Source organism: Calditrichota bacterium, from assembly GCA_013152715.1.
Lineage (GTDB): Bacteria > Zhuqueibacterota > Zhuqueibacteria > Thermofontimicrobiales > Thermofontimicrobiaceae > 4484-87.
Genome location: JAADFU010000075.1, coordinates 34159 through 58964 on the forward strand (window position 1 = coordinate 34159; position 24806 = coordinate 58964).

The window sequence follows — 24806 nt, forward strand, 5'->3', positions numbered from 1 at the left end:
TCCTCAAAATTACTTTTCGTCATTCACATCTGTAAATTCTTGATCGTTTTTCGAATCCAACAAATCCCGCCGATGCTGCAGTGTTCTTTCCCACGATTTTTGTTCCTGCCATTTTTTAATTTCGGCGTGATGACCTGACCGTAAAACTTCCGGCACCTTCATTCCCCGGTACACCTCAGGCCTGGTGTAATAGGGACAATCGAGCCGATTTTTAAAAAAAGAATCTGTCGTCGCGGAATTTATGTCGCTGATAACCCCCGGAATGAGCCGCACTACTGAATCAACGACCACCAGCGCCGGCAACTCACCTCCGCTGAGCACGTAATCGCCGACGGAAATTTCATCCATCTGCCAATATTCGCGGACCCGCTCGTCCACTCCTTTGTAATGTCCACAAAGAAAAATCAAATGCTCTTTGAGCGATAGTTCCACTGCTTTTTTTTGATTGTATTTTTTCCCCTGTGGAGTGAGAAAAATAAGATTCGGTTTTTCAATTTCAAAATCGCGTAAGACAGCTTCGATACAATTGAAAATCGGCTCCGGTTTCAACACCATTCCCGGCGCGCCGCCGTAGGGATAGTCATCTACTTTATGATGCTTATTCTCGCTGTAATCACGCAAATTGTGTACAAAAATTTCAACGAGCCCTTTTTCCTGCGCCCGTTTGATAATGCTCTCGCTCAACGGGCTGCGAATCAGATCAGGGAAAGCTGTAATAATATGAATTTTCATTAACTTTTACGACAACAAACCTTCCATCGGTTCAATGTAAACAACTTCATTTTCCAGATCAACGCGCTTGACCACAGACTTGATCACCGGGATCAAAATTTCTCGGGAATTCTTCCGCACAACGTAAACATCATTCGCCGGAAGAACGAGCACATCCGCGATGATTCCGAGATCAACTCCGTCAATCGTTTTGACGGTCAAACCGATGAGATCAAAAATAAAATATTCGTCTTGAGCCAGATTTTCATCATCACTCAGCCGCCGCTGCAAATAGCGATGGCAAATTTCTTCTGCGGCATTTCGATCGTTAATGCCACGAATTTTGACGATGAAGCTGCCTTTTCTGGCGCGCACTCGCTCGATGACGATTCTTTCTCTTGAATCCTGATCATCGGAAAGGAAAAACTCCATCGGACGCATAAACTGTTCCGGATCATCAGTAATGGGAAAAACAGCTACTTCTCCTTTGATGCCATGCGCCCTGCTAACGTACCCGATGGAAACAAATTCCGGACGAGGTTTCATAATTACCCGAATTTTTGCCGAGGTCGTTCATTCGTTTTTGCCAAAAATTGCTCGATGGTTATTCCAGAATTTCCAGAACAGCGCGTTTCCCTCTTTTTGCTGATGCAGCCGCCAGTAAAATGCGGATCGATTTGGCTGTCTGACCGCGTTTGCCGATCACTTTTCCTAAATCTCCGTATCCCACCCGCAGTTCATACACAATCGTGCGCTCACCATCGATCTCTGTGACGCTAACCTCTTCGGGCTTGTCGACCAGATGTTTGGCGATGGTTTCAATGAACCTTTTCATGTCTCCAACCTGCGCATTCTCAGATTGTTGTTCTTTAGGCTCCATCGTCTCATTGGATTCCGCGAACATAATATCCCCTCCTCAATTAGCTCGTAATAGTAGAGATCGGATTATTTGATTTATCTTTCTGCGAACTCGTTCAAAGAACAACCGAATCTATATTTGATCAAAATTTATCCAAAAGAGAAGCGCACGTTTTTATAGACTACTTTATTCCGAAGCTGATTCTTGTTTTTTCTCTTCGCTATCAGCAGTTTCTTCGGCAGCCGGCTCCGCTGCTTCAGCGGCTGGTTCTTCTGCCGCCTCCTCAACAGGTGCAGTTTCCGCCGCAGCTTCAACCTCAGCTACCTCTATCGTCGGCTCGGTTTCTGCTGCTTCTGCCGCCTGTTCAATTTCAGCAGTTTCAGTTGTCGGTTCAGTTTCTTCAGCTTCCGCCGCCTGTTCGGTTTCAACAACTTCAGTTGCTGGCTCAATTTCTTCAGCTTCTGCCGCTTGTTCAGTTTCTCCAGCTTCTGCCGCTACCGCTTCCTCTTCTTCAGCGGCTTTCGCTTCTTCTTTGTCTCTTTTCTTTTGCGCCTCAATCGCTTCCAGACGTTTTTGTCGTTCTAATTGTAAAACTTCCCACTTTTTCACTTCTTCTTCAATTTTCTTCTCATCTGCACCCTGTTTCATCAAAGACCATTTCATCCAGATGCCGTGTTCGCTCAGCAAATTTTTCACCGTATCCGTGGGGATGGCGCCATTTTTCAGCCAATAAAAAACCTTTTCCTCATCAATCAGCACTTCAGCCGGATTGGTCAAAGGATTGTAATGACCGATCTTTTCAATGTATTTTCCGTCGCGTTTAGCACGCGAATCGATAGCGACGATTCTATAAAAAGGCTGTTTCTTTTTTCCTCGTCGTGTCAATCGTAATTTTACTGCCAATTCTTTTACCTCCTCACGTTCAAATTTTTCACTAAAAACCAATCGGCAAACCCTTGAAGCCGATCTTGTTAATATTTTTCATCATTTTTTGCATCATTTTAAATTGCTTCAGCAATTGATTCACATCCTGAATACTGGTACCGCTGCCCCTGAAAATTCTTTTTCGCCGGCTGCCGTCGATGATGTGCGGTCGCTGTCTTTCGTCCGGAGTCATGGAATTGATGATCGCCTCAATTTTCACCAAAGCGCGGTCATCGACATCGAGGCCTTTCATCATTTTTCCCTGCGCCCCGGGCAACATGCCGATCAACTGACTCAGCGGGCCCATCTTTTTTATCTGCTGCAATTGATCGTAAAAATCCTGCAACGTAAATTGCTGCCGGCGAAGTTTTTTCTCTAATTTCGCCGCCTGCTCTCGGTCAACTGCATCCTGGGCTTTTTCCACCAGAGTAACGACATCGCCCATGCCCAAAATCCGCGACGCCATCCGTTCCGGATGAAACGTCTCCAACGCAGCAAATTTCTCGCCCGTGGAAATAAGTTTAATGGGCTTATTCGTCACCATGCGCATGGAAAGAGCAGCGCCGCCACGAGCATCGCCGTCCATTTTCGTCAACACAATCCCGTCGAAATCGAGCCAATTTTGAAATTCCTTGGCGGTATTCACCGCATCCTGGCCCGTCATGCCGTCGGCGACGAACAGAATCTCTGTCGGATTCGTTTTTTTCTTTATCTCCAACAGTTCGTTCATCATAGCGTCGTCGATGTGCAGCCGCCCGGCAGTGTCAAAAATTGCCACGTCGTGGCTGTGTTTGCGGCAAAAGTCCACCGCGGACAAACAAATTTCCACGGCTGATTTTTTGCTGTCAGAGATAACCGGCGCTTCGATCTTTTCGCCGACAATCTCCAACTGGCGCACCGCCGCCGGCCGATAAATATCAGCGGCGACCAAAACCGGCTTGCGACCTTTTTTTCTCAAAAATAAACCCAACTTTCCGGCGAGCGTGGTTTTTCCTGATCCCTGCAAACCGGAAAGCATGATGATCGACGGAATCTGTCCGGAAATTTTCAAAGGAACGTCAGATTTCCCCATCAAGTTTACCAACTCGTCGTGAATAATTTTCACGATTTGCTGCCCCGGGGTAATGCTTTTCAGCACCTTCTGGCCTAACGCTCGCTCTTGCACCGCGGCGATAAATGTCTTGGCAACTTTGTAATTGACATCCGCTTCGAGCAAAACGCGACGCACTTCTTTGAGGGCATCACTGACGTTCTTTTCGGACAATTTACCATGACCGCGAAGTTTCTTGAATACGCTTTCTAATTTTTCCGTCAAATCCTGAAACATAACTTCAACTCAACCTGCTCGATTAAATTTGCTCCGCAGCCTTATCTTTCAAATTAACAGACAACTAGGCAAATAAGCTTAATTCGTCGATAGCTTTTAAATATAATAAAAAATATTAAGATATGCAAGTAAATTTTGCGCACAGGACATTCCACTGCATTTCCCGGCACCGAATCAAAAAAAATTTTCGGCCGTTAGAATATTTTTACGCTTTTTATCATCAAAGGATTTTCAATTGCCGGAGCGCGTTTTTCGCGGCAATTTGCTCCGCTTTCTTTTTGCTATTCCCCTTTCCTGATCCCAGATCCCTGTTTTTGATCAGTACGTCTATGGTAAAAATCTTCTTGTGATCAGGCCCTTCCTCTTTTTTCACCACGTAATGAGGCACTCCCATGCCGCGACTTTGCGCATATTCCAACAGCATACTTTTGAAATTTTTGTACTGCTCCTTTGAGAGAATATCATCGATTTGGCTCAAAAGTTTGTCGCTGATGAACTCCACCGCGGTTTTTAAGCCGCCATCGAGATAAATCGCCCCGGTAATCGCTTCGAAAGTGTCCGCCAAAATAGAAGGTCTGTTCCTTCCGCCGGCTTTTTCTTCAGCGTCGTTAAGCAAGACGACATCGCCCAAGCCGATCTGTCGGGCAACATTTGCCAATATTTTTCGGCTTACTACAAGAGATTTTATCGCCGTCAGCTCGCCCTCACCTTTTTCAGGAAATCGTCGGTACAAATGCTCCACGACGACCATTCCCAACACCGCGTCCCCCAACAGTTCGAGCCGCTCATTGGATTGCAGCCGAGGCTCATTCGTGACCGCCAAAAAAGAACGATGTTTCAGCGCCTGAAAAATCAGTTGTTTGTTCGAAAAATGGTAATTTAGTTTTAGTTCAATTCTTTCAATATCTCTTTTCGTCAACGATCTCGCTTGAGAATGAGGATGAAAGAGTTTGGCGACGAAAGTATTCAGTTTGTTCAACATGAGCGTTCTGGTTTTTACCGTGATGCCTCATATTTTTTGACAACCAGGGTTCCGTTGTGCCCGCCAAAACCGAATGAATTTGAAATAGCCACATTGACGGGTTTTTTAACTGGCACATTAGGGGTATAATTTAAATCGCACTCAGGATCCGGCGTCTCGTAATTAATCGTTGGATGAATTATGTCATTCAAAACCGAAAGAATCGCGGCAATAATCTCAACGCCTCCGGAAGCACCAAGCAAATGTCCGACCATAGACTTGGTTGAACTGATGTGAAGAGTCCTGGCATGTTCGCCAAAAACCATCTTGATCGCCTTGGTTTCCATGATGTCGTTATAACGCGTCGAGGTACCGTGTGCGTTGATATAATCGACTTCATCCGGAGAAATCCCGGCATCTTCGAGCGCGATCTTCATCGCTTGCGCGGCTCCGGCTCCCTCAGGGTCTGGCGCAGTTACATGATAAGCGTCGGCTGTCGCGCCCGCGCCGGCTAATTCTGCGTAAATTTTCGCTCCGCGTTTCAGTGCGTGCTCTTCAGACTCCAAAATCAATATTCCCGCTCCTTCTCCGACGACAAATCCATCTCTGTTCAAATCGAACGGACGGCTTGCCTTTTGCGGGGCGTCATTTCGAGTTGACAAAGCTCTTATCGAATTAAAGCCGCCGATACAAAGATAAGTTATGGTAGATTCCGTTCCTCCGGTCACCATCACATCAGCATCGCCGTAACGGATTAATCGCAACGCTGTATTAATGCTGTGCGCGCTGGATGCGCAAGCAGACACCGTGGAAAAATTGGGGCCTTTAAAACCAAAACGAATGCTCACATATCCCGGCGCAATATCAGGAATCAACATGGGGATAAAAAACGGACTGATTTTCCGAGGCCCGTGCTTCAAAAGATTAAGCGTTTCATTGTGATAAACCTGCATTCCTCCGATTCCGGTGCCCAGCACAACGCCGATGCGATTGCGGTCTTCTTTTTCCGGTTGAAGCCCGGCGTCGTCGACTGCCTGCTGGGCCGCAACCACAGCATATTGGGAAAACAAATCCATTCGCCGCACTTCTCTTTTCTCAATATATTGAAGAGGATCAAAATCTTTAACTTCAGCGGCAAATTTTGTGGTGAACTGTTCCGCATCAAAACGAGTGATATAATCCACACCGCTTTTTCCTTGCAACAACGCTTCCCAGTATTCGTTCACGGTATTACCGATAGGACTGATCGCGCCTAACCCGGTAACGACGACTTTTCTTCTCATAAAAAACACCTCGGACTTTTTTTACTATCATTTTTAAAATAGAAAATTGGAAACATTTGCCACATTCGCCGCCCCGAACATGACTCTATTGAAAGGCGAGCGTCGACGATTGATGCAAAATTTTCTCTGACAAAATCAAGAGCCGAAAAACCGCTTTTGAAAATGGCAAGCCTTCAGCGCGCGAATCAACAGGCATTTTTTTAAATTTGTAAGAGAAACGCTTTTGAACGGCATCTCTTTTCGGCGCATTTTTTGAATCAAGCAATTAATAAACCCGGCAAACACAAGAAATGGGTTAAGCTCTGACACAGCGACGCAGCGCTCAACCCATTGAAACTCGTGTATTATTCAACTCCCTTTTCTTTCAGATATTCGATGGCAGAGCCGACCGTCGTGATTTTTTCGGCATCTTCATCGGGAATCTCAACCTTGAATTCGTCCTCTAACGCCATGACCAATTCAACGGTATCCAGAGAATCAGCGCCAAGATCTTCGATGAAATGAGCTTCATCTGTTACTTCGCTCGGTTCAACGCCAAGCTGCTCGACGATGATATTTTTTACTTTGTCTTCTACTGACATGTGTTGTCCTCCTGGTTTTTCTCACCAAAATTTAATTAATTAAAGCAGGTGCTTTTTTCTAAAAATATGAATTTACATTACCATTCCGCCGTCAATATGAATGACCTGGCCGGTCACATAATCCGCTGCCGGAGACGCCAAAAACGCCACCACGTTCGCTACATCTTCCGGCATGCCCGGACGTTTCAACGGAATAATTTTGAGATAATTTTCCTTTACATCGTCCGACAGTGTCTTCGTCATCTCCGTTTCAATGTAGCCCGGCGCCACCGCATTGACAGTAATCCCGCGAGCAGCAAGCTCTTTGGCAACGCTTTTTGTGAATGCGATCACTCCGCCTTTGGACGCGGAATAATTCGACTGGCCGACATTTCCCATGACGCCGACGACAGAAGAAATATTCACGATTTTTCCGCTGCGCTGTTTCATCATAATTTTTGCGGCAGCTTTGGTGCACAGAAAAATCCCTTTGAGGTTCACCGTCATTACTGCGTCCCAATCGTTTTCCCGCATTCGAATGAGCAGCGTGTCTTTGGTGATGCCGGCGTTGTTTACTAACACATCGATTCTGCCGAACGCTTTTGTCGTTTCCGCAAACAAATTGTCCACATCGGCGGCATTGGTCACATCTACTTTAACGCCAATGGCCTTTGTACCCAGTCCTTCAATTTCCTTGACGGTGGACTGAATCTGCTCCTCGTTGATATCGCAAATGACAATCTGGTAGCCGGATTGGGCAAATTTCTCCGCAATCGCTTTGCCAATCCCGCGCGCCGAACCGGTTATCACGGCAACTTGTTGCTCCATTTTTCCTCCCGTATTTGAAGCACTGCCGCCTACGGCAGCAATGCGTTTATCTCTCCAACTGTGCCCATTGTTTTAATATTTGCCCGCCGATTTATTCGTTTCATCAAGCCGGTGAGCACTTTTCCCGGTCCCACTTCAAAAAAGGAATCCGCGCCGTCAGCGACCATGCGCTCGACAGTTTCCGCCCATCTCACTGGCGAAGTAAGCTGTTGAATCAGCAGAGGCAAAATTTCATCAGCCTTTCGATGGGCGTTAGCGCTCACATTTGCGTAAACGTCGATTTCGGCGTCAACAAAAGGCAATTGCGCCAAAAATTTCTGCAACTCTTCCTGCGCCGGCGCCATTAACGGTGAATGAAACGCGCCGCTCACGACCAGCGGCACAACTTTCATCGCCTTTTTCTCCTTCGCCAGTTCCATCGCTTTGGACACCCCGGCGACGCTTCCGGAAATAACAATTTGACTCGGAGAATTGAAATTCGCCGGCTGCACAACGCCTGCCCCGGATGCTCCCAGACAAACTTCTTCCACATCTTCCGCCGACAAACCGACAATCGCCGCCATTGTTCCTGGCTGATTTTCACCAGCGACCTGCATCAACTCGCCGCGTTTTTTGACAGCGCGCAGACCGTCCTCAAATGGAAGGACTTTTGCCGCTACGAGCGCAGAATACTCTCCGAGACTATGTCCCGCTGCCATGTCCGGCTGCAAACCTCTTTCCGCCAAGATTTTCACCACGATGTAGCTGTGGATAAAAATCGCCGGTTGAGTGATGCGGGTCTGTTTTAGTTCTTCCTCGGGACCTTCAAAACAAATTTTTGTAATATCAAAACCGAGAATTTCGTTCGCATGTTGAAAAATTTCCCTGGCCTGTGGAAATTCATCGTACAAATCTCTCGCCATGCCCACAAATTGAGAAGCCTGACCGGGAAATAAAAATGCCCTTTTTGCCATAAATTTAATTCCGTTCCCACAAAATAGTGCCGCGACGCGTGCGCTTCACACAGAATTTTTTTATTTCATTTTTTCTTTTTCCGCCCAGACCTTGCGGATTCTTTTGACCGCTTTCCGATATTTTCTATTTTCCGGCGCCAGAAGTCCGGCTTTCAAATAATACATTTCCGCTAATTTGTAATCGCCCACCGCCTCTTGCGCCAAACCGATATCGAAATAGACGCTGGCATTGTTCGGGTATTTCTCCTCAGCGCGATTCAAAATTTTCAGCGTTCGAGTCCAATCGTTTTGACGGGCGAAAACAATGCTGCTGTCCAATTCCGCGATCCCGCCTTCCGGCTGACGTTTCACAAATTCGATCCGCGGACCTATTTCTTGCACAAACTCGCGGATAACTTTTTCCATCAGCATTTGCTTGATGTCGTTTTCCGAGCGAAATTTCTGTGATCGGTCGCCTTCAACAATATCTTCGATGTAGTGTTCTTCTTTATCCCAGGAGCCGATAATTCGCCCGACTTGAAAATCCACCAGCCGAAATACCGCTTCGGCTTTGGCGTCGCGCAATTGGAACTTTTGTTCGATGAATTTGACTTTCAATTTTTTCTTTTTCACTTGTGCGCCGGTGGAATCCTGTTCCATCACAATCTCGCCAAACTCATCGCGCTCGTACTCGCCGGTCCAGACTAATTTTTCAACTTTTTCCGAACCCAGCGCGAGATAATTAATATCAAGGTCTTTCAATTCACAGAACAAAATTCCGTCAGCCTGCAGCCAGGAAGCCACTTCGCTCAAACGCAGCGAGTCAGCCGCAGCGATATCATCGTACGTCACGCCGTGCCGGAGCAGGGCTTTTCGCACATCAGCGTCCCGCAGAATTGTGTAAAAGCCGCTCTTTTCCAACTCTGCGACTAATTTTTCCTCAAATTGCGACGCTTGTCTGATGCCAGTCACTGGCGCCACGACCAGCCGTTTTATTCCGGCAAAAGCAATCTGCCCCGGTCGTGTGAATTGTAATTTTATCCCGGAAGCGCACGCACCGATCAAAATCATCAAAATAACAATCAACAAAATCTGCCGTGCAGAAGCTCCCTTTGACATGAAAAATATTTCCCTGATAAATTAAAAAGCTGATAAATTTCCTGTCCTTGTCAAAAATTCGCACCGATTCAGAGCGAACAATGAGACCTGAATTTAAACAGGCTGTCCCCTCCGAAAAGTCACCCTGGCTTGGCAGCAAATTTTTTCCCCAAAAAATTAGTATTTCAACAAAACTGCTCCGATAGTAAAACCGCCGCCGAAGCTGACAAGCAAGCAATAATCGCCATGTTTGAGCTTTCCTTCCTCAATGGCCTCGGTCAAGGCAATGGGAATTGACGCCGCTGAGGTATTGCCATATTTTTGAATATTCACGTACACTTGCTCCATTGGCAATTTTATTCGCCGGGCTGTCGCCTGAATGATGCGATCGTTCGCCTGGTGCGGTATCATTAAAGCCAAATCTTTCGATGAAACGCCGGTTTCTTCCAGGACCTTCACTGCGGCGTCGCCCATGGCTTTCACTGCATATTTGAAAACATCCTGGCCTTCCATTTTAATATAATGAAGACGTTGATCCACTGATTCGTGAGACGTCGGAATGCGACTTCCGCCGCCAGGCAAAATCAATAAATCTGTCAGCCGCCCATCGCTGCTGATAAATGTCTTTATAATTCCTCTTGTTCCGTCTGAAGGTTGGACGACTGCCGCTCCGGCGCCGTCGCCGAAAAGGACACACGTCGAGCGATCCGTCCAATCCGTAATTTTACTCAGCGTCTCTGCTCCGATGACTAAAATATTTTTGTACAGTCCGCTGCGAATAAAGCTATCCGCAACCGTTAATCCGTACAAAAAACCGGAACATGCCGCGCTGATATCAAACGCTGCCGCATTTGTCGCACCGAGATTTTTTTGCACGTAACAAGCCGCCGAGGGAAATATCGTATCCGGCGTCACTGTGGCGATAATAATGACGTCAATATCTTTTGCCGATAGCCCGGCATCTTTAAGAGCCATTTCCGCCGCTTCTGTGCACAGATCCGACGTCGCCGTATTTTCATCGGCAATGTGCCTCTCGACCATTCCGGTGCGCGTCCGAATCCATTCATCGGTGGTATCTACCATTTTCTCAAGATCAAAATTTGTAAGAACTTTCTCGGGTACCGCCATACCCATGCCGGTAATCATTGCACCAAGTTTTTCATCCACTTTCGCTTCCGTCTCCTTAATGTTGGTTCGCTTGACGAGAAAGCGTTTTAATTTCAACCGCTATTCACTCGCCTATTTATTAATAGCTTCTAATTCCGCTTCGATCGCCCCATTGACATTTTCGTTGACCATTTTTTCCGCCTCAAAAATTGCATTGGTCACCGCCTTGGGAGATGAGCCTCCGTGCCCAATAATGACCACGCCATTAACGCCAAGCAATGGCACGCCGCCATATTCGGCATAATCGAATGTTTTTTTTAACCGCCGAAAAGCCGGCCGCAATAAATACGCGCCAAATTTGTATTGCAGCCTTTTTCCGATTCGCCCCCGTAAGCTTCGCGTATAAACCGAACTGATCGATTCGGCGAATTTCAGAATAATATTTCCGACAAATCCGTCGCATACCACCACATCGACCGTCTCGCTTAAAATAGACCGACCTTCGACATTGCCAATGAAGTTAAACGGCGCGTCTAAAAATAGTTGGTACGTTTTCTGAACATGATCCGAGCCTTTGCTGGATTCTTCGCCGATGTTCAGCAGGCCGACACGCGGATTTTCAACGCTAAAAAGTTTTTTAACAAAGATACTCCCCATGACGCCAAATTGCATGAGTTGCTGCGGCTTGGAATCCACATTCGTCCCCACATCGATGAGAAAATTCCTTCCCTTGCCAGTGGGTAAAATCGAACCGATCGCCGGACGCAAAACGCCGCGAATTTTTTTTAACTTCATGAGCGCTGCGCCCAAAACAGCGCCCGTGTTGCCGGCGCTGACAACGGCAGCGACTTCGCCTTTTTTGTGTAATTCCATAGCGACGCTGATTGAACTGTCGCGTTTTCTGCGAAGCGCATGAGCCGGCGAGTCCTTCATTTCGATGACCTGGGACGCGTGATGAATCGAAATGGGCAACTCTTGCGTGCGAAAATGAAGAGACAACTCACGCTTTACTGCCTCCTCATCCCCAACAAGCACGATCTCCAGATTTCTGTCTGTTCTGGCGGCTGAAATCGCGCCCGTCACAACGGCGCGCGGAGCAAAATCACCGCCCATAGCGTCAACTGCAATCTTCATCTTTTCTGGTTTTCCTCGCTAAGCTATGCTTCTTTAGGCACAAAGACCATTCGTCCGTTATAATAGCCGCAATTGGGGCAAGCGCGATGCGGTAATTTCGGCTGCGCGCAGTTCGGACAATCGACGACATTCATCGCCGTTAATTTCCAATGCGTGCGTCGTTTATCTCGTCTTGATTGAGAGTGTCTTCTCTTAGGTAATGCCATAATCGTTCTTCCTTCTTATTTTTTAATTGCAATCCAGAAAGCCTGGTACGGCTTTAATAATGGTAATTAAACCTTGCATTTGTTTGATTTTGATTACAGGATATAAACATAAAACCAAATCGCTCATATCGGGAATGACAAAGAGCAAAGACAGAGAAAGCCGATATGAGCGTTTTAATAATCTCTTATTTATTTGTCACTTACAAACAGTTGACGAAGTTTTTCCCAGCGCGGATCAATAATTTTGCTTTCGCAACTGCACTGGCCAAGATTCAAATTCGCCCCGCATGTCGGACACAAACCGCGACAACTTTCTTTACAAACATGCTTCATTGGAACTTCAAGCAACAAATTTTCAATCACATCTTCGGTAATATCAATGGTATTTTCATGTGCATCAAGAACGCGGTATTCATCGTTCTCTTCAGTGGCGCTTTCTTGTAATTTGCGCACAACATAAAACCGAAACGAACTTTCCAATATTTGATCAAATTTTTCCAAACAACGATCACAGACGTAGCGCGCCTTTGTTTTCACATGAGACTTCACGTCAAAATGTTCGGAAATTTTATATATTTCTGTATCAACAAAAATCGCATGAGGGAATAAAGCCATTTTTTCTTCATCTTCATCATAGCCGAGCTCCGTCATCGAGGTCTTAAAATGAACCTCATTCATTCCCTCTTCTAACGCATTAATCTCTATCTTCATCTAATAATCCAAACGCTCTTAAAATTCCTTCAATTTAATAATAATTTCCTAAATTGTCAAGTCAAAAATTACTGCTTTTCAAATTTAAGAAATTTTGATGCCAACGTCCCTCTCAGACGAATCAATTTATTCCCCTGCCCAGACTTTGAAAATGTCGCTCAATCAACTCATACGAACGTCGCTGCAATTGATTTTTGCTGTCGATTGTTTTTTGAAATTCTCTGTCGGTGATGAATTTCTGCAGTGCAATGCCGGTCGCCAGCTTGCTGTAAGCCCAGAGTAACATGCGATTGTGAAATTTTTCCAAAAAATATTTTTTTAATTTTGCAACAACCCGCTCGCCCCCCGCTTCTTTTTGTTCTAATTCAATTTCGAATAATTTTAACTTTCTTCCGCCGAGCGGAAAAGTCATCTCGTCAATCGCCATCTCGACCAGGATTGCTTTCGGATTGCCAACGATGACAATGTTTTTCAAACGACGATCATTAAAACGCTCGTGAATGACTTGCAGCCCCATCTGTTCAAAAAGGCGCGCCGGATTTTGCTGTTGCCAATTCAAGGCATCAACAGGAGCAACAATTTTTCTTTCGCGAAAAAATTGGCGCACCATCTCCCCGGCCGAGTCACTCCAAGGCTGCTCCATTTCCAGACGGCGCACGCTGCCATTTTTCAGTAATTCCGGCTCTCCTTTAATAGTAATAAAAACGGAGCTATCCAGGGCGCGGATTCTGATACCAAAATTCTGTTTTGCCAGAGCGCCATCTGCCGTATCAAAATAGACGTCATGAATTCGTCGTGTTCCCGCGTCCGCGAACGAATAATTTTCCCAGCGCTCGAGCTGGCTTATCTCCTTGGCAACGCCGCGCTGATCGTCGCCGACAATGACCAGCCGAAGTTCAATTTCCTGATTTGATGTTTCCAAAGAAAAGCCTTCTTCGCTTACTTTTCAATTTTTTTGTCCGGAATTGTGATCCTGCTCAAAATGCGCTTTCTCTTCCAAGCAAAAAAACACTTTTCAGACGATTTTGTCTCATAAACTTTATGTAATGCATCAACGACAGATTTGTTCCGACCGTGCAAAGCCCCAATTTCATATTTGTCACACATTCGAACATTGCAACGGACGGGGAACAACATTTTGAAATGCAATTTTTTTTAACAATTGTAATATTTCAATTCAACTCTCTATTAATTTTGGTCTTAAAAAATGCTTTACACATAACAATTTAATTCAATTGTAAATCTACCCTAAAAATCAATACTCCTTTTCCGAAGTATTTCAAAATAAAATAGCTATCTACTTAATTACCAATCTGATATAACAAAATTAAATATTGTTTCAAAAGCCCATTTTTTTAAAACATAGGATAATTATTTGTTTTATCTATTGTTAAAAATATATTTTTCTTTTGGCACAAATTTTGTTATTTCCATAAGTATAAAAATTTCAATTACTTTAAATTTTCACCTTGGAAATAAACAGTTAGAGCTACGGGGAAACAACTTTGTCCGTCAACAAAAAAGTATTTTTATTTGTCTACATCATCATTTTATTTGCTTCCACTGCATCCTGGGCGCAGCAAAACGACGTGACAACGATTCAGGTGCAAGCAGCAGGCGATATTTTTACGCTTCCAACTAACCCAGACAGTATTGGCGTTTGCGTGGATCGCTGCCAAAAAGAGATGGACGCAGCGACTATTCGCATCGTCCAGCCGGGATTCTACCGAATTTTCACCGGCGTCGAATATTCAGAAGGACAGGGGAACGAATCTTTTTACGTTCAATTTCGACAGTCGGACAGTTCCCTGGTCCCGCAATTGGAGCCCAACGCCGGAATCGAGAAGGTTGTGCCAGACACTTCTTTTCGACCGTCGCTGACATCTCGCGATGCAGGAAAATTTTATTTCCCGCCGGGAATTTACACCATTCATCTGAAGCATTACTACTTTTTGCAATATCAATACCCGCAATTCCTCAACCCGCCCGATGTGCCCATGCATGGTCAAAGCCCGGAAAGCGTGCACATTTACAATTTTCAATTTGCCTACGAAGGCGACAAGCCGCCCCAATTTGATATTTCAATCGAGAAATCGGCAAATTACGATTCCGTGTTTCCAGGCGAGGAGATTGAATTTGAACTGCAAATTGCGAACTCTGGTCCCGATACGGCCGGCACAATTCACATCAGCGACGCCATGCCTGAATTCCTGCAATTCATCGCTGCGAATCCGACTCCGGATTCTGCCCAGGGCCGGGTCGTGCACTGGAATTTTACTAATTTGAGTGCCAATGAGACGCAACGAATCAGCTACACCGCCGTTGTTCAGGAAGATATCCCGGACACGGTCACCCAAGTAGTCAATTTTTCCGCTGTCGACGCGCCCGGCGACACAGATTTGACAAACAACCAGGCGACGGACACTGTTTCCATCAAGCGAAAAAAACCCACACCTGCGCCGCGCTGCGATTTGACAATCAACAAAACTGTCAGCGCGGATTCTGTGACAGGATTTTCTCCGTTCAGCTATCGCATCATTGTCAAAAACATGGGGCCAGATTCAGCGTTTCGGGTGATTGTGACCGATTCCCTGCCGGCGGAAATCTCCGTAACTGAGTTTTCGCCCGCGCCGGACTCTGTCGCCGGGCAGAAAATTTTCTGGTTCACCGAAGCGCTTGCCGCTGGCGACAGTTCGGTTTTTTCGCTAAACGCGCAAGCTGACAGCTCTCTCGCTGATCATGACTCGACCGTTGAAAATCATGCCAGCGCCGACGCGGCAAACGACACACTGAAAACCAACAATCAGGCGCAATGCTCCACTTTTATTTATTGGAACACGCCGCCACAGCCGAAATTTTGCGATGTGAGCCTCAGCAAAACAGTTTCTGCGGACACTATTCGCCAAGGAGACGCAGCGACGTTTCGCTTGTCGATCAGCAATGTGGGGCCCGCGACAGCGAAAAAAATCACCGTCGCCGACAGTCTGCCGCCGACGCTGGCGCCGCTCGATTTTTCCATTGCGCCGGATTCCGCGGCGAACTCGTTGCTTTTCTGGAAATTTGATTCCCTGGAAATCAACGCTGAAATCGCAATCACGTTTCAGGCACGCACGCGACAAAGTTTTTCCGACACGACCTTTCAAATCGTCAATTATGCCAACGTCTCTGTTCCGCTCGACACATTTTCCGTCAACAATTACGACAGCGCAGCGGTCATTTTTTGGGACAGGACAAAAGAGAAAATTTTCAATTGCGATTTATTGATTGAAAAACTCGCGTCAAAAGACTCCCTTTTCGCTGGCGACACCTTGCGCTATTTTCTCAAAATTCAGAATTTGTCGAAAAACACCGCCCAGCGAGTAACGCTGGTCGATTCGCTGCCGGATTTTCTTTCGCCAAAAATTTTCTCTGAAAATCCTGATTCAACGGCAGAAAATTTGCTTTTCTGGCATTTTGATTCACTAACAGGGCGCGGAGAAAAAACGATCTCTTTCATCGCGCAAGTCGATTCCCATTTGACTGAAAACATTTCTCTGAAAAATGTTGGCGCAGTCGCTGCGGAGAATGACACCAATCTCGCTAACAATCGGGATTCATTTTCCGTTTTCGCGCAGAAAAAATGGACGCCGCCGCCGGTCTTTCACTGCGATTTGCAATTGGCAAAAACAGCGGACAAAGACACCGTTCGTTTTGACGAGCAATTGCGCTACTTGCTCACCGTGGAAAATTTAGGACGAGAGACAGCGCGGCAAATTACGGTCAGCGACACTTTGCCGGCGATGCTCACTGTTCTGGGCACAAGCCCGAAGCTCGACTCGTTAAATTCACCGCTCACCTGGCAATTTGATTCACTGGCAGCCGGTGAAAAAATCCGGATTTCGATCTTCACACGTCTGGCGACAGCCGATTACGACACCGCTTTTCCAATGACTAATTTCGCCTTTGTGAACGCGTCGAACGACTCTGATCTGAGCAACAATTCCGGCCACGCTACCACGACTGTGGCTGTTGCGAATGAACCCGCACAGTATCAGCTCGAACTAAAAAAAGAGGTCAGCAAAGACAGCGTCAAAATTAACGAGGAGTTCGATTACGAAATTTCCCTGCGCAATCTGGGACCTGACGTGGCACGGGAAATCACCCTCGTCGATTCCATGACCAGCGCCATCATTCCGCTCGCTTTTGCGCCGCAGCCGGATTCTGTCGTCGGCCGAATGTATTTCTGGTTCATCGATTCAATCACTGTTGGGCAGACGAAAATGTTTGTCGTCACGGCAAAATTAGATTCTCAGTACGCGACAGCAGACAGTGCTGTTTTCAATGTCGCCGGAATTTTTGACTCTGACAAAGAAGAAATCCGCGGCTACCGTGTGCGGGCGCGGGTCATTCCGGTGGACGAAAGAGAAAAAAAACCATTCGGCTCGCCAAAACTTGAATTGTCAAAATCAGCGGACAAAGACACCGTCAAAGTTGGGGAATCTTTCACTTATTCCATTCAAATCTCCAACATCGGGGACGGCGCCGCCTATCACATCGCTGTCTCGGACACGCTGCCGGAAAATATTTCAGTCGCGAACGTCAATCCGCTGCCCGATTCCGCGAAGGGCAGAATTCTTTTCTGGAGTTTTGACTCGCTCGCCGGGGGCGGAACGATTCTCATTCAGTACGACGCCGCCATCGATCGCGCGCCGGATTCCACGCCTTTTTCCCTGCAAAATGTCGCCGTTGTGAGCGCAGAAAACGACACCAATCTTGTCGGCGAACGCACAAAAAGACACCGCATCGTCATCGCTGAGGAGAAACCGGAAAAACCGGAGCACTACAATTTAGAAATTCAAAAAACAGCAGACCGCGATACGGTGCAAGCCGGCGACAGCTTCACTTATCAACTCAAAGTGTTCAACCATGGCCCGGGCGTTGCTTTTCACGTGACGCTGTTTGACTCGCTGCCGGAACTGATTACCGGTTCGGATTTTCAACCGGCGCCGGACTCGGTGCATCAAAAAAAATTGTTCTGGTTCATTGACACGCTGCAACCGGGGCAGCAATTTGTGGCTTCTTTCAAAGCAACGCTGGAATTGACGCTGCCCAAAACGATCATGCCGATTATGAACGTGGCAGGAATCTACTCGCCGGACGACACCAGCACAACAGACGACGAAGACGAAGCAGAGATTGTCGCCAATATTGAGACAAAAGAAATCGATTGCGATCATTCTTATTATTTTGATGTGAATGTCTTTCAGCCAGATCTGGGACGGCCTTTGCAAATTCATTTTCATCTCAGCCAGAGCCAGACCATTGAGCTCGATTTGTACGATATTCGCGGCTATCACATTTCCACCATTGCTGAAAAATTTTATCATCAGGGAGAAAATACTTTTTCCTGGGACGGCCGCACAGCTTCCGGACAACCCGTGGGAAGCGGCGTGTACATCATCGCTTTACGAACTCAGGAAATGGATTGTTGGAAAAAAATAATCATAGTCAGGTAAAAATGAAACCGCGCGGGACAAAAATATCTGCATCAATCGCCATCTGGCTGACGCTGTGGCTCGTCGCCGCAGTCGCCGGATACAGCCAGATTCGCTCCGGAGCCACGTTTTTGAACATGATGCCCGGCTCCCGGCAGCAGGCGCTGGGTTCCAGTCTGAGCGGCGGAATAGATGATTTTCAATCATTTTACGCCAACCCGGCGGCGATTGGATTCTATCGCGAATATCATTTTTGCGGCTCGTACACCCGCTGGTTTGCCGACATTTACCACCTTTCTCTGAACGCCGGGAAACGATTCCAGTCTCCGCTCAGTCGGCGCACTCAGCTTGTCTTCGGTCTTCGCTATTTGGGCGTGAAAAAATTTGACTCCACGCTGCGAAATCGCGCCATGGCCTCGGCCAGTGATATGCTGGCATCTTTTGGCCTGGGAACGCCGCTGAGTTTCCTCTCTGACAATTTTGCCATCGGCGTCAATTTAAAATACCTGCAAAGCGAGCTTTACACGTTCCGCGCGTCTTCGTTCAATGCCGACGCCGGAATTTTGTGGCGCTCTCCTCGTTTTCAGCTCAGAAACCCGCTTTTCGAGTACGCACATCTTTCTGCGGGAATTTCTCTCAGCCACTGGGGTCAATCGCTGAGATTCAAAAATACCGCCACTCCGCTACCGCAAACCATGCGTTTCGGAATCGCTGTAGCGATCGGCTCCCACGACGGTTTGCAGTTGCAGCTTTCTTCGGATTATCAGAAGACAAAAGACGAATCCGGCTATTTCAACATCGGCGGAGAATTGAGTTTCGCCTATCGTTTTTCTTTGCAAGCCGGCTACCATTTCGACGATCATTTTCTGAGCAAATTCAGCATGGGAATGAGCTTCAGGCTGGACAACAATTCGAAATTAGCGCGGCAGGTCGTTCGCGAAAACAGTGCGCTGCGGTTTGATTTCGCCGGGTTAGAAAAAAATGAATTCTTTTCCGCGTCCTACCGCGGCAGTGCGTCCGCGTATCCCGTCGCTCCCGAAGCATTTCGCCTGATCACACCGGCGCACAACGACACTTTTGCTGTCAACAAAATTACTTTTGCCTGGGAAAAATCAAAAGACCCGGATCTGTACGATGATGTGAGTTACCTTTTCCTTCTGGAAAAACAAGAAAATGCGGCAGAATTGTCCGCCCTTTACCGCTGGCAGCTACACTCGGACGAAAGCATCAAAGAGATGAAAACACTACTGCGTTTTCATGCGGCCAAATTTTTCCGTATCGATACTTTGCGAAATTTTTCAGAAAAAGGCAAACAAATTGCCCATTCCGAAACCGATCTTCCGGCAGGAGACTACTGGTGGACCGTGCTCGCCGTCGATCGCGACGATCATTTTCGCGTTGCCGAACAGGGTGTTCGCCATTTTTATGTGCTTTTTCCTGACATTAAAATTAAAGAAATGCAATTCAAACCAAGTCCGTGGATCACGGAAAGCGATACCCAAGGCGTTATTTCTGTCACCCTCGCCAACGTCGGCCATCTGGACGCGGAAAATATCAATTTGGTCGTCAGCACAATTTCGCCGCGCGCCCAGCTCGATACTTTTTTAGTAAAAAAAATCGATCGTCTCAACCGCGGCGATTCGCTGCAAATTTCCATTCCCTGGTTGACGCCGGAGAAAGGAAAATTTATCTTTTCGGCAGAAGCGAGAATTTTGAAATCGGAAACAGAAATGGGACTTGAGGTAAATCTGGCGAACAATCATTTTGAAACAGAATTTTACACGATTCCCAAAGGTCGCCTCGATTTGCCCGATACCGTGAACGCCTATCTGCTGCCGCGAACGGATCACAATTTGCCGCTATTGCCGAGAGTCTTTTTCGATGCGAACTCCGCTTCCATGCCGCTGGCTTATTACCAATCGACGGAAAACTGGCTCTACCCGCCGCTTAAAATTATCGCCGAACGGCTCAAAAAGCGACACGATTTGTACCTTGAATTGGAGGGGTTCTGCGACAACACTTCCGGCGAACCGCTCGAGTTAGCGCGCGAACGAGTGTACGCTGTCAGAAATCTGCTGCTGCAATTTGGCATTTCCGAAGAGCAAATTCCGGATTCGCTCTGTCTCTGGAATCGCACTCATTACCAGCGCCCGACCTGGAACAAGGACGTTCGCGAAGAACGGCGCTTCGTCAAAATCACCGCCTACAACGTGGACACGCACGAAGCGGACATCACATTGTTTGCGCCGATTCCTTTCAAAACTTTTGAGGAGCCGGCGATTCCGTTGCCGGTGAAATGGGGTTCCACAATCAAGTCACAGGTTGGCGTTGAAGACGGGTATTTGAGCATCCGCTCTCCTGCAAAAAAAGACTTTTTGCCCTACAGAGCAGACGTCGATTCAATCGATTGGCCGCACTCTGAAAAGGGAAAAACCGATTGGCTGAATCAACCGATTGCTTATTTTGCAAGTTTGAAAGACAGTCTGGGAAGACAGTTCAAAACAAGACCGCAACGCTCCTATTTGACGGGTTTCGAAACGCACATGCCCATAGTCGTAGGATTGGCAGATTTCAACAATCAACACCCCTATCCGATTATTCCCTGGGATGATTTGTTTGCCAAACTCGAGTTGCGATTGAAATGGATGAAAAATACGCGCATTCGTTTTGTGGGGCACGCCTGTGGCATTCCGCCGAATACAGTCAATAATATTTTTTCCAGAAAACGGGCTGCCAATTTTCAGGCTAAATTTTTGGCGGAATTGGAAAAGCGAAAATACCAAAATCCCGAGCTTTACCGACTGATTTACGAGCATCTTGACATCAACGGTATTATTGGAAAAGGGTCAAACAATCCATTCTCTTATTCAATAGACACACTCAATTTCCTGAATAATCGCGAAGATTTTGAACCAGGCTGCTACGAACATATCCGCCAACTGCTGCCGCAAATGCCGAAACAAGTGATGCTGGAACCTTTCGTCCTGATCCTCCGCAACGATCAAATCACACTCATCGGCGACAACGCAACGCCGGAAGGACGGCAGATTAATCGCCGTATTGAGATGGAATTTTACACTCCTAAAAGCAAAAAGCAACTGGCATTGCAAAGCGGGGAGAATTAATTTTGTCGCAAGCCGTACCCAAAATTTTCAAATTAGCAACCTTAATAGGCACAATGCTACAAAACAATGCATCAGCATAAAACTCCCAGTTTTTCAGCTATTCCCAAAGCCCCTCAGGGGTGAAAACCGTAAAATCGATAGGGATAAATTGCCATTCGCTCAAATCAACAAATTAGTTGACAATCAAGAAAAAAAATGTTATATTCAGTAGCAGCAGTCATGTAATTTTCATCAAATAACGTGAGGATCACATGGAAGATTTAGCAGAACTTTTAGAGCAACAATTAGAGCGGGCATTTGAAGTAAAAGATAAACAATCTCTTCGCCAATACGTGAACTTACTGACGCAAAACATTGTGCCCAAAGAAAGCTACGAGCGGCAGCTACTGGAATTAAAAAATGAAATTCGCTTGCTCGCCGAAACCATGAAAGAAGGCTTTAAATTGATCGATAAGCGCTTCGAAGCTGTAGACAAACGCTTTGAAGCAATCGATAAGCGCTTTGAAGCCGTGGATAAACGCTTTGAGGACATGTACCATTATATGGACAAACGCTTCGAGGATATGAATAAACGATTTAACATGTTATTTACTTTCATGAATTTCGGCTTTGGCATCATCATTTTAATGACTATTTTGTTCAAGTTTTTCATTCAGTAGTTCAAATATGGCGCTTGTTAACTCATTTGTTCCGTCGCTATCAGAAAAACACCCGTTCTGTGCCCTTTCATTTTTTAGATTCGTCGCCGAAACCCTTCTCCGAGCACCTCATGCACGTTGTTCACAATCACAAACGCTTTGGGATCTACCGATTTCACGATATCCACCAATTGAGTAATTTCTTTTCGCGTCACTACTGTCAAAATTACTTCACGCTCCGCGTTTGTGTACAACCCTCTTCCGTTCAAGGCTGTGGCGCCACGGCTCAGGTCTTCCATGATGATTTTCCCGATTTTCTCATATTCAGGGGAAATGATAATCGCTGCTTTTGCGTAATCCATGCCCTCAATAATCACATCGATCAATCTCGAGGAAATGAACAGCAAAATGAATGCATATAGTGTAAGTGTAAGCGCTGGTTTGACAACAGCCAATCCTTTGACTTGCAGCACAATTCCGGCGGCGGAAATTACCAAAAAATCAATAAACATAATCGCCTGCCCGGGTTTCCAGCCTAAACGTTTTTGCATGATCGCCGCTACAATATCTGAGCCTGCCGTTGAGCCCCTAAATTTAAAAATAATACCCAGACCGACTCCTAATAAAATCGCACCGAACAGCACTACCAGAATAAAATCATGCTGATACAAATCCTGAATTGCGCCTGCTTTCTGGAGATGAATGAAACGAAATCCAGGAATACTGCCGCGCAACAGATCGATAAAAAAAGAATTCAACGAAAAACCAACCAGAGTGCGCACGCCGAATCTGCCGCCTAATTCCCTGATGCCCCAGAGAAAAAGCGGCACGTTGAACAACCACATCATCAACCCCACGGGAACTTTGTAGTCAGTTAAATAGTGTACTGTCATCGCCAGTCCACTGACGCCGCCGGGCACGACTTTTGCATCGACGAGAAAGACGCCAATGCCGACCGACATGATAAATGCGCCGATGGTGATGGCAGAATAATCGCGAATCAAAATCTTTGTCGACGCTTTCAACATTTTCTCCTTTGCAGTAAAATTTGGATTGAGCCATCAAAATTTGTAATTATTCAGCCTCGAAGTCTCTAGGACTCAAAGGGCAAAAAAAACCGATATATTCTCATCAACAAAGAAAAATTTTCAGCAAATGTTCTTTTGTCCGGCAATATACAAAATTTAAATGAAAAAATCAATTCTCTCATTGGCAAAATTGGGAAACAGCGCAAAAAAGTAATTGCTTTTTTCTGATAAAATATTAAATTATCGTTCTTCAACTATTGGGGCTACAACGATGGCACGACTTCGACGACGAAAAAATACGAAAAAAAATGAAAAGGACAACAATGACGACGATCTGCTAATTTCCGATTTTCAATTTGGAGAAATGTTGAGCAAAAAACAATTGGAATTGGAGCTGCAACATCTGCGTCTGGAAATTAAATTGAATGATCAGATTCGTCGGCTGATAGACAGACAGATGGATGAGCTTATTAAGCAGAATTAGCGTAACGAAAGAAAATTTTAATTGAACTTTTGCAAAAGAATTTGACAAATGAACATAAACAAAAAACTGATCACCGAAAAGAGAAATGAGAGGAGAAATATGAGTAAACCAAAAACATGGGTGATGGCTGTTCGTGCTCCGTTTTTCACTGCGAGTATTGTCCCTGTTTTATTGGGAACCTCGATTGCCTATTATCAAAACGTTTCCATTAATTGGCTTTACTTTTTGCTGACGCTTATTGCTGGCGTGTTCTTGCACGCAGGCGCAAATGTAATTAATGATTATTTTGATCACGTGACACAAAATGATGAAATCAATACAGAATTTGTGCGACCATTTACCGGCGGCAGCCGTATGATCCAAAACGGGTTGATGACTCCGAAAGAGGTGCTCGCGGAAGGGCTGATTTGTCTGTTCATTGGCAGCGCCATTGGTTTTTATCTTGTCTATCAATTCGGTTGGGTCATTTTGGCGCTGGGCGTTTTCGGTGTATTTTCTTCTGTTTTTTACGTGGAACCGCGAGTGAATCTGGTAAGCCGTGGTATCGGAGAGCTTTTGATTGGATTGAATTTTGGCGTTTTGATGACCTTTGGCGCCTTTTACGTTCAAACTCAAAGTTTTTCCTGGCTGCCAATAATCGCTTCTCTGCCGGTGGCGCTGCTCATCGCTGCGGTTCTGTACATTAACGAATTTCCGGATGCCAAAGCGGATTATGCCGTGGGCAAATTGCATCTGGTGGTTCGCCTGGGGAAAGAAAAAGCAGTCAAGGGCTTTGTACTGATGATCATGCTCACTTATTTGGTTGTTATCGTCGGCGTGGCAGTCGATTTTCTGCCGCCAATGGCATTGATTTCGCTGCTCACTTTGCCGCTGGCTTTGAAAGCGATCAAAGTGGCGCAGGCGAATTACGACGATAGCCTCAAACTAGTCCCGGCGAACGCCAGCACGATCATGAATCATCTGTTCACAGGTTTGTTGCTGACGATTGCGTTTTTCATTGACCGATTAATTTAGTCTGCGGGCAAATTGTACAGGGAAAAGTATGGCAGAACAGCATAAAATCGTGCTTCGTCGTGTCGGCGAAAAAAGTGACATCATCAAAATCCAGTTCACTGCAACGGTGCCGACGGATATTGCAGACAGTTATTTAGCGGCTGCTTTTGGCAAGTGCTTCAAGAATAAATTTTACAAAATCATTCTTGACATGAAACACATTGACGAACCCAATTACCGTTTCATCGCCACTGTCATCGAAGCCACGACAAAAGTTCGTTCACGAAATGGAGACGTCAAGCTGATTAATGTATCTGATGCGGCAAATCACACGATTAATTCCTTCAATGCCTACACTTATTTGACAATCGACGAAAAGAAAAAGAATAAATGAAATAAAAAAAGTGATGCCGAAGTTGACCT

General features: G+C 46.0%; 22 protein-coding genes. 5 read left to right on the plus strand and 17 right to left on the minus strand.

Annotated features, from left to right (window positions below; translation table 11 throughout):
- Positions 1 to 9: 9 nt before the first annotated feature.
- The 16 genes from trmD to GXO74_05955 all read right to left on the minus strand — a co-directional run bounded on the left by trmD (position 10) and on the right by GXO74_05955 (position 13563).
- On the minus strand, positions 10 to 732 hold the full coding sequence (gene trmD, locus GXO74_05880) for a tRNA (guanosine(37)-N1)-methyltransferase TrmD (protein ID NOZ61191.1): 723 nt from the start codon (positions 730 to 732) through the stop codon (positions 10 to 12).
- A gap of 6 nt (positions 733 to 738) precedes the next feature.
- Entirely contained in the window at positions 739 to 1257 is a 519-nt protein-coding gene (gene rimM / locus GXO74_05885; protein ID NOZ61192.1) for a 16S rRNA processing protein RimM, read from the minus strand.
- Positions 1258 to 1315: 58 nt separating this feature from the next.
- Positions 1316 to 1546: a KH domain-containing protein gene (locus tag GXO74_05890; GenBank protein ID NOZ61193.1), complete on the minus strand. Its 231-nt coding sequence runs from the start codon at positions 1544 to 1546 to the stop codon at positions 1316 to 1318.
- Positions 1547 to 1756: 210 nt separating this feature from the next.
- Positions 1757 to 2473, minus strand: a complete 717-nt coding sequence (gene rpsP, locus GXO74_05895) for a 30S ribosomal protein S16 (GenBank protein NOZ61194.1) — start codon at positions 2471 to 2473, stop codon at positions 1757 to 1759.
- Between the two features lie 31 nt (positions 2474 to 2504).
- A complete protein-coding gene (ffh, locus tag GXO74_05900; protein NOZ61195.1) occupies positions 2505 to 3821 on the minus strand; it encodes a signal recognition particle protein in 1317 nt (438 codons plus the stop codon).
- A 220-nt stretch (positions 3822 to 4041) separates the two neighbouring features.
- Positions 4042 to 4803 (minus strand): ribonuclease III, encoded by a 762-nt coding sequence (gene rnc / locus GXO74_05905; GenBank protein ID NOZ61196.1) that lies wholly within the window; start codon positions 4801 to 4803, stop codon positions 4042 to 4044.
- Positions 4804 to 4817: 14 nt separating this feature from the next.
- Complete coding sequence (gene fabF, locus GXO74_05910; protein NOZ61197.1) at positions 4818 to 6065, minus strand: beta-ketoacyl-ACP synthase II; 1248 nt, start codon at positions 6063 to 6065, stop codon at positions 4818 to 4820.
- 344 nt (positions 6066 to 6409) lie between these two features.
- On the minus strand, positions 6410 to 6646 hold the full coding sequence (gene acpP / locus GXO74_05915) for an acyl carrier protein (protein NOZ61198.1): 237 nt from the start codon (positions 6644 to 6646) through the stop codon (positions 6410 to 6412).
- Positions 6647 to 6718: 72 nt separating this feature from the next.
- Positions 6719 to 7453, minus strand: a complete 735-nt coding sequence (gene fabG / locus GXO74_05920) for a 3-oxoacyl-[acyl-carrier-protein] reductase (GenBank protein NOZ61199.1) — start codon at positions 7451 to 7453, stop codon at positions 6719 to 6721.
- A 29-nt stretch (positions 7454 to 7482) separates the two neighbouring features.
- Positions 7483 to 8406, minus strand: coding sequence for an ACP S-malonyltransferase (gene fabD / locus GXO74_05925; GenBank protein ID NOZ61200.1), 924 nt, complete (start codon positions 8404 to 8406; stop codon positions 7483 to 7485).
- 60 nt (positions 8407 to 8466) lie between these two features.
- The gene (locus tag GXO74_05930) at positions 8467 to 9504 is read right to left on the minus strand and encodes a hypothetical protein (protein ID NOZ61201.1); all 1038 of its coding nucleotides are present in this window, start codon (positions 9502 to 9504) and stop codon (positions 8467 to 8469) included.
- A 156-nt stretch (positions 9505 to 9660) separates the two neighbouring features.
- Entirely contained in the window at positions 9661 to 10629 is a 969-nt protein-coding gene (locus GXO74_05935; protein NOZ61202.1) for a ketoacyl-ACP synthase III, read from the minus strand.
- 93 nt (positions 10630 to 10722) lie between these two features.
- The gene (plsX, locus tag GXO74_05940; protein NOZ61203.1) at positions 10723 to 11724 is read right to left on the minus strand and encodes a phosphate acyltransferase PlsX; all 1002 of its coding nucleotides are present in this window, start codon (positions 11722 to 11724) and stop codon (positions 10723 to 10725) included.
- 23 nt (positions 11725 to 11747) lie between these two features.
- On the minus strand, positions 11748 to 11930 hold the full coding sequence (gene rpmF, locus GXO74_05945) for a 50S ribosomal protein L32 (protein NOZ61204.1): 183 nt from the start codon (positions 11928 to 11930) through the stop codon (positions 11748 to 11750).
- Positions 11931 to 12119: 189 nt separating this feature from the next.
- The gene (locus tag GXO74_05950) at positions 12120 to 12641 is read right to left on the minus strand and encodes a DUF177 domain-containing protein (protein NOZ61205.1); all 522 of its coding nucleotides are present in this window, start codon (positions 12639 to 12641) and stop codon (positions 12120 to 12122) included.
- A gap of 121 nt (positions 12642 to 12762) precedes the next feature.
- On the minus strand, positions 12763 to 13563 hold the full coding sequence (locus GXO74_05955; protein ID NOZ61206.1) for a CYTH domain-containing protein: 801 nt from the start codon (positions 13561 to 13563) through the stop codon (positions 12763 to 12765).
- Between the two features lie 583 nt (positions 13564 to 14146).
- Between GXO74_05955 and GXO74_05960 the strand changes: the two genes are divergently transcribed.
- Both GXO74_05960 and GXO74_05965 read left to right on the plus strand, forming a co-directional pair.
- Positions 14147 to 18136, plus strand: coding sequence for a DUF11 domain-containing protein (locus GXO74_05960; GenBank protein ID NOZ61207.1), 3990 nt, complete (start codon positions 14147 to 14149; stop codon positions 18134 to 18136).
- Positions 18109 to 21240: a PorV/PorQ family protein gene (locus GXO74_05965; GenBank protein ID NOZ61208.1), complete on the plus strand. Its 3132-nt coding sequence runs from the start codon at positions 18109 to 18111 to the stop codon at positions 21238 to 21240. Before GXO74_05960 ends, GXO74_05965 begins: the two co-directional genes overlap by 28 nt.
- Positions 21241 to 21973: 733 nt before the next feature.
- Here the strand turns inward: GXO74_05965 and GXO74_05970 are convergent.
- Positions 21974 to 22906 carry a YitT family protein gene (locus GXO74_05970; protein ID NOZ61209.1) on the minus strand — a complete coding sequence of 311 codons (933 nt, stop codon included), beginning with the start codon at positions 22904 to 22906 and terminating at the stop codon, positions 21974 to 21976.
- Positions 22907 to 23177: 271 nt separating this feature from the next.
- Here GXO74_05970 and GXO74_05975 point away from each other — a divergent pair, with 271 nt between their 5' ends.
- The 3 genes from GXO74_05975 (at position 23178) to GXO74_05985 (ending at position 24777) form a co-directional block, all read left to right on the plus strand.
- Positions 23178 to 23390 carry a hypothetical protein gene (locus GXO74_05975; protein ID NOZ61210.1) on the plus strand — a complete coding sequence of 71 codons (213 nt, stop codon included), beginning with the start codon at positions 23178 to 23180 and terminating at the stop codon, positions 23388 to 23390.
- Between the two features lie 99 nt (positions 23391 to 23489).
- Positions 23490 to 24404 (plus strand): 1,4-dihydroxy-2-naphthoate octaprenyltransferase, encoded by a 915-nt coding sequence (menA, locus tag GXO74_05980; protein ID NOZ61211.1) that lies wholly within the window; start codon positions 23490 to 23492, stop codon positions 24402 to 24404.
- Positions 24405 to 24432: 28 nt separating this feature from the next.
- Entirely contained in the window at positions 24433 to 24777 is a 345-nt protein-coding gene (locus GXO74_05985; protein NOZ61212.1) for a hypothetical protein, read from the plus strand.
- The last annotated feature ends 29 nt before the right edge of the window (positions 24778 to 24806 follow it).